Origin of the sequence: Palleronia sp. LCG004 (assembly GCF_032931615.1) — a bacterium.
GTDB lineage: Bacteria > Pseudomonadota > Alphaproteobacteria > Rhodobacterales > Rhodobacteraceae > Palleronia.
On record NZ_CP136760.1, the window covers coordinates 184176 to 199137 of the forward strand.

The following is a 14962-nucleotide window of genomic DNA, read 5'->3' on the forward strand; positions in this document are numbered from 1 at the left end:
GACGCGGGCCCCCGGTAGGCGGGTGCCCGTCCGCCCGCGTCACTCGTGCCGGTGGGGGGCGATGCGTCGGGCGAGATCGCCCAGAACGGTGGCGAGATCGATCCGGCCGATGCCGGGAGCGGCACCTTCGGTGTAGAACCGCCTGAGCAGCGCCTCGCGCATCTCCGCCTCGGGCGAGAGCAGCAGCTCGGCCCATTCGCCTCGCCCCGCGATGACGGTCGCGTCGATGTCGCCCACGCGCGGGATGCGGATCACGCCTTGCATCCCCGCTTCGTAATGGCGGCCGCGGATCTGCGCCGTGCTGCCCGTGAGGCTCGAGATCCAGACGCGGCGGGGCGGCTCGCTGCCCGCGCGGAAGATCGCGGGCTCGGGGCGGTCGGCGACGTGGATCTCGCGGCGCGGAAGCTCGATGCAGGCGAGGATGACGAGCGAGACCACGATGAGGTTGTAGATCGTCCAAAAAAGGATGACGGCCTTGCCCTCTCCGGCATCGGTGCGGGCGAATTCGTCGAAGACGATGCCGATGGCGAGCCCTGCGACCGTCAGGACCAGCAGGACGAGGAACGGGGCCATGAGCCGCCACTGCACGATCCTGCGGCTGCGATCGCCGCCCTTCGCAGTGACGCTGAAGGGCCGGCCATGGGGGCGCAGAAGTCCGCCGAAGGCCGCGCGGCTGACCTCGACCGCGCCGAGATTCTGGCTCACGTCCTTGAGGAGCGGCAGCAGCATTCCGGGGGCCAGCAGGTTGAACGACACGATCGTCCAGGCGAAGTAGACCCCGAAATAGCTGAGCACGTCGGGCACGTTCGCATCGACGACGATCACGCCGAAATACCAGTAGAAGAGCGGATAGACGAAGGCCGCGAGGCGAAATGTGAAGGTCGTCGTCCAGTAGAGCACGCTGTCGCAGACGCTCCAGCGATCGCGAAAGCCCAGCCCGCTCGGGGCGAAGGGGCCGAGCCTGCCGCGCGCGATCTGCATGAGGCCGAGGCACCAGCGCGCGCGCTGCGTGATGTATTCCTTGAGGCCCTCGGGGGCGAGGCCCTCGGTCAGCGGTTCCTGCAGGTAATGCGTCTCCCAGCCGCGTTCGCGCAGGGCGAGGCTCAGCATGAAATCCTCGGTCACGCTTTCGGTCGGAAAGCCGCCGAGCTCGGCCACGGCCTGCCAGCGGGCGACCGAGGACGTGCCACAGCAGATGGCGATGCCCCAGGCGTCGCGGCAGGGCTGCATGTGGTCGAAGAAGAAGCGCTGCTCGTCGGGATAGGATTCCTCGAGGCGCAGGTTGTTCTGGATCGGGTCGGGGTTGAAGAAGTGCTGCGGCGTCTGGACGATGCCGGTAGCGGGATCGTGGAAGAGCGCGAGGGAGCGACGCAGGAAGTTGCGATGCGGCACGAAATCCGCGTCGAGCACGGCGAAGAAGTCGGGCGGGCCTTCCCCGGCCAGAAGGTCGAGCGCGTGGTTGATATTGCCGGCCTTGGCCCCCTTGTTGTCGGGCCGAGTGACGTGGCGCGCCCCGTGGAGCGTGCAGAACGCCCCCAGCCAGTCGCGTCGCCCGTCATCGAGGACGAGCACCTCGACGTCGGGCCAGTCGAGCGCCATCGCCCCCACGATGGAGCGTTCGAGCACCTCGCGGTCCTCGTTGTAGGTGGCGATCAGGACGGCGACCTTCGGGGCGGGGCCGGGGGCCCACCATTCGGCATGGGCGTCGGCCTCGGGGCTGCGCTCGCGGATGCGGGACATGAGGATCGCGGCGCTGATCGAGCTTGCGAGCGCACCGATCTCGATGGCGAAGAACGACCAGCTCATCAGGCAGTCGAGGGTCAGCCCGGCGGGCGCGAGCGTCTCGGTCGCGCGCCACCACACGTATCTGAGCGCGAGCGCGATCCCCACGAGCGAGAGTGCGAGGCGGTGGCGGTTGTCGAACCGGTTCACCACCATCGGAAGGACGAGCCCCAGCCCCACGACGATGACGATCTGCAGGGCCGAGGACTGGACCTCGCTCAGCCAGACGATCTGGGGCATCAGAAGAGGTTCCGGATCGGATCGAGCGGCCGCGAGGTGAAGAAGGCCCGCCCGGTGCGTCCGATCGGACAGCCGAGCGTCGGGTCCGTCATCAGGCCCGGCACCGACAGCGCCACGTCGAAGCGTTCGAGATGGGCCTGGCCCGGTGCCACGGCGAGGTTGCGGTAGAGAGTGGCCGCCCCCGACCCGCCGAGGCGGATGACGGTCCCGGGATAGGTCTCGCCGGTGCCCGAGAGGCGGAACTCGGCCGCGTCGCCGATGCGCAGGCGGTTGTAGATGGTCTCGGTCACGGAGAGCGTCACGAAGGTCGAACGGCAATCGAGGAGCCTGAGCACGGGCTCGCCGCGCTGCACCTGCTCGCCGTCGGCGGCGAGGATCTCCCAGATCCGGCCCTGCACGTTCGAGGCGATGTCGGCGGTGCCGAGCCGGTTGACGGAGATCCGTTCGGCGTCGAGCCGGTCCTCGATCGCCGTGGCGCGCGCGCGGGCGGCCTCGAGCGCGGCCTCGAGCTCGGCGCGGGTCGAGAGGAGCTCGACGCGGCGGGTCTCGGCGTTGGGGGCGTCGTTGTAGCCGTTGCCGATGAAGACGCCGCCCTCGGCCGAGGAGAGCGCGTTGCGCGCGAGGTCGAATTCCTCGGCGATGCGGCTGTCGGCGAGCGATGCGGCGGGGGCGGTTCCGGGCTCGACATCCGCGTCGCCGCCTATGAGGTCGAGCCGCTCGCGCGCGCGGTCGAGCCTGAGAGCGAGATCGGCGATCTGCCCGTCGGTGAAGGCGGTGCTGCGGGTCTCGAGCCGCTTGGCCAGACCGGCCGTGGAGGCGAGGACGGATTCGATCCGGGCGATCTCGGCGGCGGCGAAGGCGCTCTCCATTTCGAGATCCTCGAGGCGGATCGTGTCGGCCATGGGATCGGTGATGCTGGCCAGCTGCGCGCCGGGATCGACGCCGCTGCCCAGGGCGACGGACCCGAGTTCGACGCGCCCCGCGATCGGGGCCGACAGCGTGGTCAACCGCGCATTGACGACGGCGTCGGCGCTTGCGCCGGCCATCTGTTCGGCTGCGATGATCCACACCGCGACGACGATGAGCGTGAATCCTATGACCAGTCTCGACAGGCGCACGACGTGGGTCTCCTTCGTGGCAATTCCTCAAATCGACGGCAATTTCGCAGTGAAATGTTAACCACTTCTGAATTTCGCCGGGCCCCGGGGGCGCCTGCTTGCCTTTCGGCGGGAGGAGGCCCAACGTGGCGGCGATCTGGGAGGACGATGTGAACGGGGATCACGACAGGGCCGGGGCCGGGCGTCGCGCGGTCATCATCGGCGGCAGCCGGGGCATCGGGGCCGGCATCGCGGGGGTACTGCGCCGCGAGGGCTGGGAGGTGCGCGTCACGGGCGTCGAGGCGGGAGAGGTCGCGACCTACGCGCAGGCCAATCCGGGCGGGCAAGCCGATATCCTCGACATTCGCGACATGTCCGCCGTCGAGGCCTATTTCGACGGGATCGAGCGGCTCGACGCGCTGGTGAACTGTGCGGGCATCCTCGCGCGCGGGGCGGAATACGAGATCGAGACTTTCGAGGCGGTGATCGACGTCAACCTGACGGGCACGATGCGGACCTGCCTCGCCGCGCATGACCTGCTGGCGCGATCGGGAGGCGCGATCGTCAACACCGCCTCCATGCTGAGCTTTTTCGGCGGGCCGCTGGTGCCGGGCTATTCGGCGTCGAAGGGCGGTGTCGCGCAGCTGACCAAGGCGCTGGCGGGGAAATGGGCCAAGGACGGCATCCGCGTGAACGCGGTCGCGCCGGGCTGGATCGACACCGAGATGACGCAGGCGCTGCAGGCCGATCCCGCGCGCAACGACCCGATCGTCGCGCGCACGCCGATGGGGCGGTGGGGCCGCACGTCGGAGGTCGGGGAGCTGGTTGCCTGGCTGCTGAGCCCCGCCGCGAGCTTCGTGACCGGGGCGATCTATCCGGTCGATGGCGGCTATGCCGCGATGTGAATGAAAAGGGAGGGGACCATGCCGGACGACACTTTCGAACCCGAGGGCCGCGACGAGGCGCTGATGCCCTACGAGCTGCCGTTCCCGCCGGATGCGCGCGAGGAGATCGTGGTGCCGAACGCGGTGCCCGAGGACGAGCGGATCTGGGTGCCGCAGGCCGAGAACGTGGCGTTCCGGCCGCTCTGTCTCAGCGCGTCGCAAGGCTACTGGATGAACCTGCTGCGGGTCAGGAAATCGGGCGTGCTGTCGCGCCACCGCCATCCGCAGCCGGTCCACGGATACGTCATCAAGGGGCGGTGGCATTATCTCGAACATGACTGGACGGCGGAGGAGGGCGGCTATGTCTACGAGCCGCCGGGCGAGACGCATACGCTCGTCGTGCCGGATGGCGTCGAGGAGATGATCACCTACTTCCAGGTCAACGGCGTCATGCTCTATGTCGATCCGCGCGGAAAGACGATGGGCTACGAGGACGTCTTCACCAAGATCGAGATGTGCCGCCGGCATTACGAGGCGGTGGGTCTCGGGGCCGATTACGTGGAGCGATTCATCCGCTGAAGGCACGGAGACAAGAAGGAAAGACCATGCCGCACGATCACGTACACGACCACGGGCACGGTCATGCCCATGCCCATCTCGACCCGGCATCGGGCGACCGGCGCGTGGCCGTCGCGATCTGGGCCAACGGCCTTCTGACGGTCGCGCAGGTCGTGGGCGGGATCGCGTCGGGGAGCCTCGCGCTCATCGCGGATGCGCTGCACAACCTGTCGGACATGGCCGCGCTCGTCATCGCGTTCGCGGCGCGCAAGATCGCGCGGCGGCCGGCCGACAAGCGCATGACCTTCGGCTACGGACGGGTCGAGGTGGTCGCGGCCCTCGTCAATTACGTCACGCTGATCATCATCGGGGCGTACCTGATCTTCGAGGGGGCGATGCGGTTCGCCGACCCGCCGGAGGTTGCCGGCTGGACAGTGGTGATCGTGGGCTTCGTGGCACTGGCCGTCGATGCGCTGACGGCGGGGCTGACCTATTCGATGCAGAAGGGCAGCGTGAACATCCGCGCGCTGTTCCTGCACAATCTCAGCGATGCGCTGTCATCGGTCGCGGTGATCGCGGGGGGCACGCTGATCCTGCTCTACGACATCCGGTGGGTGGACCCGGCGATCACGATCCTCATCGCGGTCTATATCCTCTATCTCGCGCTGACGGAGATCGGCAGCCCCATCCGCACGCTCATGCTCGGCTGCCCTCCGGGCATCGACGGCGAGGAGGTGGTCGCGGTCCTGCGGGCGGTCGAGGGCGTGGAGGACGTGCACCACGTTCATCTGTGGCAGATGCAGGAGACCGAGACCGCGCTCGATTGCCATGTCGTGCTGGATGCGGGCGGCTGGGGCCGGATCGAGGGGGTGAAGCGCGCGCTCAAGGACAGCCTGCACGAGCGGTTCGGCATCGCCCATTCGAGCCTGGAGTTCGAGCGGCTCGACCGCGCGCACGAGGATGCGGCGCTGTTCGGGCATTGAGGCGCGGAGCCTCTCAGCGGTGGCCGATCCAGCCGCGATCGTCGGTGAAGACGCGCCCCGGCGCGATGTCGAGCAGCGCGTAGCCCTCGGGCAGAGTGTCGAGCGGCGGCAGGGGCCTGTCCGACGCGGCGAGGAGCACGTTCGTACGGCCGGTCGCGCCCAGGGGGCCGCGCACGGCCGCGACATGCGGGTAGATCTCCGACAGGATCGCGTGGAGGCCGCGGGCAAGCGGGCCGTCGGGCGGACCGATCAGGTTGACGTAGACCGGGCCGTCGACGATCAGGGCGAGCCGTTCGTAGGTTTCGCGCGTGGCGAGATGGGCGGGGACGGAGCCCGAGGAGAAGGCATCCATCACGGCCGCGTCGAAGCGGCGTGCGGTCTCGTTCAGAAAGACGCGGCCATCCTCGTGCACGATGGCGAGCCGGCCCTCGCCGGTCAACGTGCCCGAGGTCTCGGGCCAGGCGTCGAACCCCTCGCGGGCGAGGGTGTCCGCGGCGCGGGGCATCGTCTCGCGCACGACCTGCGTGACGAGGGGGTCGATCTCGACCGCCGTGGCACGCGCGCCGGGGCGGTCGCGCAGCAGCGTGTCGGGCAGCGAATAGCCGCCGCCGCCGATGAAGAGGACGCGCGGGTCGGGTCCGAGATCGCGGTCGAGCCGGTCCCAGAGCCACCGCGTGTAATCGAGCTCGAGCGCGGTGTCGCCCGCGGGATCGATCCGCTCGGCCGCCTGGCGCGTCCGGTCGGAATAGAGGCTGATCGTCGCGCCGGAGCGCGCCGTGTCGATGCAGGAGATGCCGGACTCGTAGCGGCAGACGGCCCCGGTCGTGAAGCTCGCCGCGACGAGAAGTGCCGCGGGCAGGAGCGCCGCGAGCGATCCCCGCAGCCCGCCCGGCAGGAACGGCACGCAGAGCAGCGCCACCGCGCCGCAGCCCGCGAAGGTCGCGGCCGATCCCGCGAAGGGCAGCGCCACGAAGCCCGCGAGGATCGCGCCGAGGATGGCACCAGACGATCCGGCGGCGAGAACGAGGCCGAGCGACGACCCCTCGCGGCCCGGCCGCGCCTCGACCGCAAGCTTGGCGAGATAGGGTGAGGGCGCGCTGACGAGGACCGAGGCCGGAAAGAAGGCAAGGATCACGCCCATGAACATGCCGAGCGTGCCGCGCGCCCCGATCCCGTAGACGACCGACAGCACGATGGGCGAGACGGCCATCAGCACGGCGGTGCCGATCAGGATACGGACCGTGTCGCGCGCGGCGATCGCGGAGGGGCGCTCGGCGAGGAACCCGCCCACCGCGTTGCCGACCGAGAACCCGGCCAGGACCGTGGCGATGACCGCCGTCCATGTCAGCAACGACGTGCCGTAGAACGGGGCGAGGACACGGCCTGCCGCGATCTCGTAGGTGAGGCCCACGGCGGAGAGGACGAAGATCAGTCCGATCGTGGTCGAGAACCGCATGGGAAGGACATCCTCCGGTTGCCGTGGCCGGTCCCCGGGGCGTCTACCTGCAAATGCGCGACAGTCAACGCGCCATCGCGGCCGCGGGAACGAAAGCCGCGCCCCGCCGTTCGACGGTGTGCCGCAATGATGGCGCGCGGGCCGGCCCGAGGGGCAGGGCCAGATCGGGATACAGGACATGAAAGACAACAGACAGTTTTCCGCCGGGCTGGGCGCGACGCTGGGCGCAGACGGCACGACGTTCCGGGTCTGGGCCCCCAATGCCGATGCCGTCTTCGTGACGGGCGATTTCAACGAGTGGTCCGAGGACGCGACCCCGATGGAAGGCGAGGATGACGGATACTGGCGCGCGGATGTCCAAGGGGCGGGTGCCGGATCCGAATACCGCTATCGCATCGTGAGGGGCGAGGAGGCCGTAAGCCGGATCGACCCTTACGCGCGCGCCGTGACCAATTCGGTTGGCAACGCCATCGTGCACGATCCCGCCTTCGACTGGGGCGAGGATGCGTCGCCCATGCCCGACTGGAACCGGCTGGTGATCTACGAGCTGCATATCGGCACGTTCAACCGCGAGGAGGACGACGCGATCGGCAGCTTCGGCGACGCGATCGCCAAGTTCGACCAGCTCAAGCGGCTCGGCATCAACGCGATCCAGATCATGCCGGTTCAGGAATTTGCGGGCGATCTGAGCTGGGGCTACAACCCCGCGCATATCTTCGCGGTCGAGACGGCCTATGGCGGCCCCGACGCGCTCAAATCCTTCGTGCGCGAGGCGCATTCTCAGGGCTTCGCAGTGATCCTCGACGTGGTCTACAACCATTTCGGTCCCTCGGATCTCGATCTCTGGCAGTTCGACGGCTGGTCGGAGAACGACAAGGGCGGGATCTATTTCTACCAGGACCACCGAAGCGACACGCCCTGGGGCGACACGCGGCCCGATTACGGGCGCGACGAGGTGCGTGGCCTGATCCGCGACAACGCGCTCTACTGGCTCGAGGAGTTCCACATCGACGGTCTGCGCTTCGACATGACGCTCTATATCCGGACGATCACCGGGGACGAGGGCAGCGAGGACGACGCGCTGCCCGAGGGCTGGAGCCTGATGCAGTGGCTCAACGACGAGATCGCGACCGCCCATCCCGGCCGCATCACCATTGCCGAGGATCTGCGCGAGAAGGACGCGATCACGGCCCCAACGGGCGATGGCGGCGCGGGCTTCGGCGCGCAATGGGATGCGGCCTTCGTCCATCCGGTGCGTGCGGTGCTGACGGCCGAGGAGGATCACGACCGCGACATGTCGGCGATCGAAGGCGCGTTGACGCACAGCTACAACGGCGATGCGTTCAGCCGAGTGATCTATACCGAGAGCCACGACGAGGTGGCGAACGGGCGCGCGCGCGTGCCCCACGAGATCGACGGCGAGGGCCACGCGGGTTGGGCCGCGCAGAAGCTTTCCACGCTCGGCGCGGCGCTCGTGATGACCGCTCCGGGCATTCCGATGATGTTCCAGGGGCAGGAATTTCTGCAAGGCGGCTGGTTCGACGACAGCGTGCCGCTCGATTGGGATCTCAGCGAGGAATTCCGTGGCATCGCGCGGCTCTGGCGTGATCTGATCGCGCTGAGGCTCGACCGCGCGGGGGATGCGGGCGGCCTTGCCGGACATGGGGTCGAGATCGTGCATCTCGATCACGAGGGCAAGACAATCGCCTATCTGCGCCGCGCCGAAGGGGCCGAGGGCGAAGTCTTGGTCGTGATGAACTTCGCGGCCCAGGCCCGCGAGGGGCTGACCGTCGGACTGCCCGAGGGCGGCCAATGGCGGTTGAGGCTCAATACCGACTGGGAGGGTTACAGCCCCGATTTCGGCAACCACGCCGCCGCCGACCTCGAGGTGCAGGAAGGCGAGCATGACGGACGACCCTACCATGCCGGCCTGTCGATCGGGGGCTACACGGCGCTAATCTACACGCGCTGATCAGCGGGGGGCCACGAGGGGGATCGTCCCCTCATCCGCCACGACGCGAAGATCCATGTCGAAGAGCGCGCCGATCCGCGCTTCGGTCACGATCTCGGCGGGCGGCCCGTCGAAGAGGACGCGGCCGCCCTTGAGCGCGACCAGCCTGTCGGCGAATTGCGCGGCGAGGTTGATGTCGTGCAGAACCATGACGATGGTGCGGCCCGTCTGGGCGTTGAGGCGTCGGGCCAGGCGCAGGATTTCAACCTGGTGGGGCAGATCGAGGAACGTCGTGGGCTCGTCCAGCAGGAGGATCGGCGTTCCCTGGGCCAAGGCCAGTGCGATCCAGGCGCGCTGCCGCTGACCGCCCGAGAGCCTGTCGACGCGGCGGGTGGCGAGATCGTCTAGACCCGTGGCGGCGATGGCGGCGTCGACGGCACCGGCATCCTCGGGCGAGGGCGCGCGGAAGGGGCCCATCCAGGGCGTGCGGCCACGTTCGACGAGGGCGCGGACGCGGATCCCCTCGGGCGTCTGGGGCGATTGCGGCAGGAAGGCGATCCGCCGCGCGACATCGCGCGCGGGGCGCTGCCAGAGCGGCGTGCCGTCAAGCGTGACCGCGCCGCGGACAGGGCGGACGATTCGCGCGAGGCTGCGCAGGAGCGTGGACTTGCCGCAGCCATTCGGCCCGATGATCGCGGTGATCGTGCCGGGTTCCACGTCGAGATCGACGCCCTCGAGGATGCGCCGCCCCGAAAGCGTCACGTGGAGATCCATGGCCGTGAGCCGGGTCATTCGCGTCTCCTCGCGCCGTTGATGAGAAGAAGAAGCATCACCGGACCTCCGACGATCGCGGTGAAGACCCCCGCGGGCAAGGTGACGCCCATGAGGGCCACGCGCGAGAGCGCATCGGCCCCGAGCGCGATCAGCGCGCCCGTGATGGCCGAAAGCGCAAGGCACGTGCCGGGTTGTCCCGAGATGAGCCGGGCGAGCGGCCCCGCGAGGAAGGCCACGAAGGCGAGCGGCCCCACCACCGCGACCGAGATCGAAACGAGGATCGCCGCGATGCCCGTCACCGCGATCCGCGTGGCGTCCGGCGAGAGGCCGAGCGCGGTCGCGAGGTCGTCGCCCATCTCGAGCCGGTCCACACGGAAGGCGAGCCAGGCGAAGGCCGCACCGCCGATGCTGGCGGCGATCGCCAGAAGCCCGACGCCGCCCCAGGTCGAGGCCGCGAAGGAGCCGGTGAGAAAGCGCACGATCTCGGCCGCCTGTATGGCGGGGCCGAGGCTCAGCAGTACGTCCGTCAGGGTCGCCAGCATCAAGGCGAGGCCCACGCCGATCAGCACGAGCGCGAGCGGCGAGATCCCGTCGCGCCAGGCGAGCGCCATGACGAGCGCGGCGGTGAGAAGGCCGCCCGCCATCGCGCCGGGTGCGGCGGAAAGTCCCGTGAGCATCGCGATGGCCGCGCCCGCCGCGGCCCCCGCTCCGAACCCGATGATGTCGGGCGAGGCCAGCGGATTGCGCAGCATCACCTGCATCATCGTGCCCGCCATCCCAAGAACCGCCCCGGTCAGAAGGGCCGCGAGAATGCGGGGCAGGCGGAAATGCAGCACGATGGTGAGGTCGGGCTGGCGGCCCGCCAGTGCCGCGGCGAGGGTCGAGACGTCGCCGCCGCGCGCGACGGCGAATGCCGTAAGGGCCGCAAGCGCCGCGAGGGCGGCCAGATGGGCGGTGGTCGCACGGCTCATGCCAGGGCGCGCGCGTCGCGCCGGACGAGCCAGACGAGGAACGGACCGCCGATGAGCGCGACGCCGAGTCCTGCCTCGATCACCGTGCCGGGCAGGATCAGCCGTCCGGCGAGGTCGGCCGCCACGACCAGCGCGGCCCCGATGAGGCCCGCCCGACGGATCAGCGCGGCGGAGCGGTCGGCCCCGCCCATCCGCGCGAGATGCGGCGCGATGAGGCCCGCGAACCCCATGGGCCCGGCCAGCAGGACCGCGCCCGCGCTGAGCAATGCGACGGCGAGCAGGATCGCCGCGCGGGTGGGGCCGACGCCGATGCCGAGCGCGCGGGCCGCGTCCTCGCCCAGCCCCAGCGCGTCGAGCGGGCGGGTCAGCGGCGCGAGAAGGGCCGCACCGAGGGCGATCAGGGGAGTGGCGGGGCCGAGATCGGGCCAGCCGGTGCCGTCGACCGCCCCGACGATCCAGTGGCGGAACGCATCGAGCGCGTAGCTGTCGACGAGAATGATCGCACGGGCGAGCGCCGAAAGGACCGCCGTCACCGCAGCGCCTGCGAGGATCAGCGTGAGCGTTCCGGGCGCGGCGCTGCCGAGCGCCACCACCGCCGTGGCCGCGAGAAGCGCGCCCCCGAGCGCGGGGATCACCAGGCCCGCGCCAGAGGCCGGTCCGCCAAGCCAGATCGTCAGGACGATGGCGAATGCCGCGCCCGCATTGATGCCCAGAAGGCCCGGATCGGCCAGCGGGTTGCGGGTCAGGGTCTGGATCGCGGCCCCCGCCATGCCGAGCGCGCCGCCCGCGAGGATCGCGGCGATCGTGCGCGGCAGGCGCATGTCGAGGATCACGATCCGCGCCGCGTCACCCCATGGGCCCACGGGCGAGATCGGCCCGCGCGCGCCCAGCGTCAGCGAGGCCAGCGCCAGCACCGCGAGCGCAAGGAGGAGGCCCGCATCCCTCAACGGGCGAGCCCCGCCTGGGCCACGCCCGGCACGGGGGTCGCGGGGTCGCCGTCGATCGCCCGCTCGATCAGCGGCACGAGGCGGTCGAGCGCGAAGGGAATGCTAAGGGGCGTCGCGTAGCTGAGCGCGGCTGCCGTTTCGGGATCGGCCACGACCTCGCGCCCCTGGGCCACGGCGCGGAGCGTCCCGCGCAGGGGCAGGTCGCGCGCGGCCGCGACGCCTCCGCCCACGTCGAGCCAGATCAGAACGTCCGCGTCGAGCGGCGCGGTCAGCTCGGTGTCGAGCCGGAAGTAGAACCCGCCCCGGACGAGTTCCCGCGCCGCATCGGGCAGGACGAGGCCCAGACGCGCGAGAAGCTGCATGCGCGGATCGTCTGGCCCGTAGATGAGCGGCCCGTCGGGCCAGACGATCATCGCGCTTTTCCCCTGCCAGCCGGGATGGGCGTCGCGGATGGCCCGAAGGCGCGCGTCGAGATCGGCCGCGATCCCGGCGGCGCGTGCGGGGCGGAAGGTGGCGGCCCCGATCATGGCGAGCATGTCGGGCCACGTGGCCCCGAACTCCATCGCCCCCTTGGGCGCGGCCACGACCGGCGCGATGCGCGAGAGCGCGTCGTATTCGGCGCGGGTGAGGCCCGAGAATACCGCCTCGATCAGGTCGGGTTCGAGCCGCGCGACGGCCTCGAGGTCGATCTCGCCCCTGAGCACGCGGGGCTGTTCGCTCTCGAATGGCGGGGTCCAGGGCCAGAGGCCGTCGGCATCCCCGCCATACCAGGCGCGGTAGGCTATGGGCGTCACGCCCAGGGCGCGGAGATAGTCGACCCCGGTATAGGAAAGGCTCACCACACGCTCGGGCGGGGCGTCGATCCGGGTGGTGCCCCAGCGATGGGCGATCTCGACCGGATCGGCCACGGCGCGCGAAACCCAGAGCAGCGTGGCCAGCGCGAGGAGGAGGAAAAGCCTTGCATTTCGGTTTGCGCTCTCCGGCAGATCCGTCATAGCAAGATGAAACCCGATTCTTTTTGTCGGAAACCTATCCTCTCCCTTTGCGGCATCCGCGAAGGATCCGCAACCGGAGACCCGCACATGCCTTGCCACCTGCTTCCCGCCCGTCCGATCCTGCTGTCGGGCGTCCTGCTGCTCTCGGCCAGTCCGCTTGCCATGGCGCAGGGGGCCGATGACGGTTTTCTGGGGACGATCGTTCTCAACAGCCAGGAGGACGCGACCGGGCCGGTGGGCGAACTGGCCAATCCGCTGACCGTCACGGGATCGAAATTCCCGATGAACGTCAACGAGGTGCCGCAATCTCTGAGCGTTCTGGGCACCGAGCAGATCGAGGTCTTCAACGCCGAGCGGGTGAGCGAGGCGATGCGCTATGTCCCCGGCGTGACGAGCGACGTGTTCGGCAACGACGCGGATTACGACTGGCTCAGGATCCGCGGATTCCAGGCGGACCAGACGGGGATCTATCTCGACAACGCGCAGAACCTGTCCTTTGCCTTCGGGTCCTTCTTCATCGACCCCTACACGCTCGAACGGGTCGAGGTGCTGCGGGGGCCGTCCTCGGCGCTCTATGGCGGATCGAACCCGGGGGGCATCGTCAATTACGTCTCGAAGCGCCCCGGAGAGCGGGTGCGCGAGCTTTCCTTCGGGATCGACGATGCGGTTTCTGGATCGGTGAAGTTCGACTGGGGCAATGTCCTCACGAACGGTCATTCCTATCGCCTGACCGGCCGGCTCAAGGGCGGGGAGGCATATGACGAGTTCAACGACGGGCTGCGCGGCACCTTCGCGCCGAGCTACGGCTTCACGCTTGATACCGGGACGGAGGTGACGCTCCTGGCCAATCTCCACGCCGGCGATGAGCAGCATAACGGGTCGAGTTTCCTGCCCTATTTCGGCACGGTCGAGGCGGTGCAGGACTTCGGCCGGATCGACGACGAGGCGAATTTCTCGGACCCCGACTGGGACGATTACCGACGCCGGCAGGCCTCGGTCACGGGGATTGTGGAGCATGAATTCGCCAACGGCTTCACCTTCACGGGCGTCGGCCGGCTGGGCGTCGCGAGCGTCGAGGAGAGCTATTACTATCCCTTCGGCTATTCGGGCTTCGCGCTGACCCCGCAGGACGATGCCGGCACGCTGAGCCTCGTCGCGTTCGAGCACGACACGCTGGTCCGCACGGCGCAGACCGACCTGCGCTATTACGGCACCGTCTATACCGGTGATGTGCAGCACGACCTGCTGGTGGGCCTCGACGCGCGCTATTATGGTATCGACGAGATGCAGGCCTCGGGCTCGGGCACGACGAGTGTGGTCGGATCGGTCGATCCCGGCACGCCCACGCTCGGCGCACCCTATCAGGATTCGACGACTCGGCAGCGGCAGGTCGGCCTCTATCTGCAGGACCAGCTGCGTTTCGGAGACGGGTTCATCGCGACGGCGAACCTGCGTCACGACCGGGTCGAGACCGAGCAGGACGGCGCGGCGGGCTTCGCGCGCGAGGACAGCGAGACATCGTATCGCGTCGCGCTGGCCTACGAGACGGCGAGCGGCGTGACGCCCTATGCGAGCTATGCGACCTTCTTCAACCCGCTCATCACTTCGCCCGGGAATGGCGTAACCGAGCCCGAGACCGGCGATCAGGTCGAGATCGGGGTGAAATGGCTGCCCGAGGGCGGGAACTTCACCCTGTCGGCCGCCGCCTTCTCGATCGAGCGGGAGAACACCGTGACGGGCGTCTTTCCGGACTTTTCGCAGCTTGGCGCGGTCGAATCGAAGGGTGTCGAGGTCGAGGGCACTTACCGGACCGATATCGGGCTGAGCGTCGCGGGGACGTTCACCTATCTCGATGCCGAGGTCACGGAGGACGCGAATGCGACGCTCGTCGGCACGACGCCCACGCTGATCCCCGAGCGCGAGGCGAGCCTGCGGGCCGAGTACGCGTTCGAGGGCACGCTCGACGGTCTGACGCTGGGCGCCGGCATCCGCTATCGCGGCGAGAGCTTCGCCTCGGAGGACAACGCGCTGAAGGTGCCGTCGAACACGCTGGTCGATCTGCATGCGGGCTACGATTTCGCGGATGAGTGGCATGCGAGCCTCGCCGTCACCAACCTCGAGGACGAGCGGCACGTGACGGGATGCCAAACGGCCTATGTCTGTTCCTACGGCGCGGGCCGCGAGGTGAGCTTCGAGCTGAGCCGCCGCTGGTAGGACCTCCCGCGCGCCGCACCCGTGACGCGAATGTCGCGGCCGGGGCGGGGCGGGGTGTCGCGCGCTGGCCCTGCGCGGGGCCGCCTGCTACCTTCCCGGGTGCGACTTTC

The 14962-nt window shown here is 69.4% G+C and carries 12 protein-coding genes; 5 read left to right on the forward strand and 7 right to left on the reverse strand.

The genetic code is table 11. The features are described 5' to 3' along the window. Positions 1-39: 39 nt before the first annotated feature. Together RVY76_RS15350 and RVY76_RS15355 are read right to left on the reverse strand one after the other, a co-directional pair. Entirely contained in the window at positions 40-2022 is a 1983-nt protein-coding gene (locus RVY76_RS15350; protein WP_317377127.1) for a glycosyltransferase, read from the reverse strand. Then, positions 2022-3140: an HlyD family secretion protein gene (locus RVY76_RS15355; RefSeq protein ID WP_317377129.1), complete on the reverse strand. Its 1119-nt coding sequence runs from the start codon at positions 3138-3140 to the stop codon at positions 2022-2024. Before RVY76_RS15355 ends, RVY76_RS15350 begins: the two co-directional genes overlap by 1 nt. A 134-nt stretch (positions 3141-3274) precedes the next feature. On the opposite strand from RVY76_RS15355, the gene RVY76_RS15360 reads away from it, so the two are divergent. Genes RVY76_RS15360 through RVY76_RS15370 form a run of 3 tightly spaced genes read left to right on the forward strand, consistent with a single transcriptional unit; the run spans position 3275 to position 5544 of the window. After that, a complete protein-coding gene (locus RVY76_RS15360; protein ID WP_317377183.1) occupies positions 3275-4024 on the forward strand; it encodes an SDR family NAD(P)-dependent oxidoreductase in 750 nt (249 codons plus the stop codon). 18 nt (positions 4025-4042) lie between these two features. Beyond that, positions 4043-4582, forward strand: a complete 540-nt coding sequence (locus tag RVY76_RS15365; RefSeq protein WP_317377130.1) for a 2,4'-dihydroxyacetophenone dioxygenase family protein — start codon at positions 4043-4045, stop codon at positions 4580-4582. Positions 4583-4608: 26 nt separating this feature from the next. Further along, positions 4609-5544: a cation diffusion facilitator family transporter gene (locus RVY76_RS15370; RefSeq protein WP_317377132.1), complete on the forward strand. Its 936-nt coding sequence runs from the start codon at positions 4609-4611 to the stop codon at positions 5542-5544. 13 nt (positions 5545-5557) lie between these two features. On the opposite strand, the gene RVY76_RS15375 is transcribed toward RVY76_RS15370, so the two are convergent. Then, the gene (locus RVY76_RS15375) at positions 5558-7000 is read right to left on the reverse strand and encodes a fused MFS/spermidine synthase (protein ID WP_317377134.1); all 1443 of its coding nucleotides are present in this window, start codon (positions 6998-7000) and stop codon (positions 5558-5560) included. Between the two features lie 178 nt (positions 7001-7178). Between RVY76_RS15375 and RVY76_RS15380 the strand changes: the two genes are divergently transcribed. Then, positions 7179-8972 carry an alpha-amylase family glycosyl hydrolase gene (locus tag RVY76_RS15380; protein WP_317377136.1) on the forward strand — a complete coding sequence of 598 codons (1794 nt, stop codon included), beginning with the start codon at positions 7179-7181 and terminating at the stop codon, positions 8970-8972. On the opposite strand, the gene RVY76_RS15385 is transcribed toward RVY76_RS15380, so the two are convergent. The 4 genes from RVY76_RS15385 to RVY76_RS15400 are packed head-to-tail and all read right to left on the reverse strand — an operon-like array spanning position 8973 to position 12638. Next, positions 8973-9743 carry an ABC transporter ATP-binding protein gene (locus tag RVY76_RS15385; RefSeq protein WP_317377138.1) on the reverse strand — a complete coding sequence of 257 codons (771 nt, stop codon included), beginning with the start codon at positions 9741-9743 and terminating at the stop codon, positions 8973-8975. Beyond that, positions 9740-10696, reverse strand: coding sequence for an iron ABC transporter permease (locus RVY76_RS15390; protein WP_317377140.1), 957 nt, complete (start codon positions 10694-10696; stop codon positions 9740-9742). Before RVY76_RS15390 ends, RVY76_RS15385 begins: the two co-directional genes overlap by 4 nt. Continuing rightward, positions 10693-11643 (reverse strand): iron ABC transporter permease, encoded by a 951-nt coding sequence (locus tag RVY76_RS15395; protein WP_317377142.1) that lies wholly within the window; start codon positions 11641-11643, stop codon positions 10693-10695. The genes RVY76_RS15390 and RVY76_RS15395 overlap by 4 nt, the downstream gene beginning before the upstream one ends. Beyond that, the gene (locus tag RVY76_RS15400) at positions 11640-12638 is read right to left on the reverse strand and encodes an ABC transporter substrate-binding protein (protein ID WP_317377144.1); all 999 of its coding nucleotides are present in this window, start codon (positions 12636-12638) and stop codon (positions 11640-11642) included. The genes RVY76_RS15395 and RVY76_RS15400 overlap by 4 nt, the downstream gene beginning before the upstream one ends. Positions 12639-12725: 87 nt before the next feature. Between RVY76_RS15400 and RVY76_RS15405 the strand changes: the two genes are divergently transcribed. Next, complete coding sequence (locus RVY76_RS15405; RefSeq protein WP_317377145.1) at positions 12726-14852, forward strand: TonB-dependent siderophore receptor; 2127 nt, start codon at positions 12726-12728, stop codon at positions 14850-14852. Positions 14853-14962: the final 110 nt, after the last annotated feature.

Excerpts from the sequence above, each read along its gene's own strand:
- RVY76_RS15370 (WP_317377132.1), top strand. The coding sequence starts at position 4,609 with ATGCCGCACGATCACGTACACGACCACGGGCACGGTCATGCCCATGCC.
- RVY76_RS15375 (WP_317377134.1), bottom strand. The coding sequence starts at position 7,000 with ATGCGGTTCTCGACCACGATCGGACTGATCTTCGTCCTCTCCGCCGTG.
- RVY76_RS15400 (WP_317377144.1), bottom strand. The coding sequence starts at position 12,638 with ATGACGGATCTGCCGGAGAGCGCAAACCGAAATGCAAGGCTTTTCCTC.
- RVY76_RS15390 (WP_317377140.1), bottom strand. The coding sequence starts at position 10,696 with ATGAGCCGTGCGACCACCGCCCATCTGGCCGCCCTCGCGGCGCTTGCG.
- RVY76_RS15350 (WP_317377127.1), bottom strand. The coding sequence starts at position 2,022 with ATGCCCCAGATCGTCTGGCTGAGCGAGGTCCAGTCCTCGGCCCTGCAG.
- RVY76_RS15405 (WP_317377145.1), top strand. The coding sequence starts at position 12,726 with ATGCCTTGCCACCTGCTTCCCGCCCGTCCGATCCTGCTGTCGGGCGTC.
- RVY76_RS15385 (WP_317377138.1), bottom strand. The coding sequence starts at position 9,743 with ATGACCCGGCTCACGGCCATGGATCTCCACGTGACGCTTTCGGGGCGG.
- RVY76_RS15365 (WP_317377130.1), top strand. The coding sequence starts at position 4,043 with ATGCCGGACGACACTTTCGAACCCGAGGGCCGCGACGAGGCGCTGATG.
- RVY76_RS15380 (WP_317377136.1), top strand. The coding sequence starts at position 7,179 with ATGAAAGACAACAGACAGTTTTCCGCCGGGCTGGGCGCGACGCTGGGC.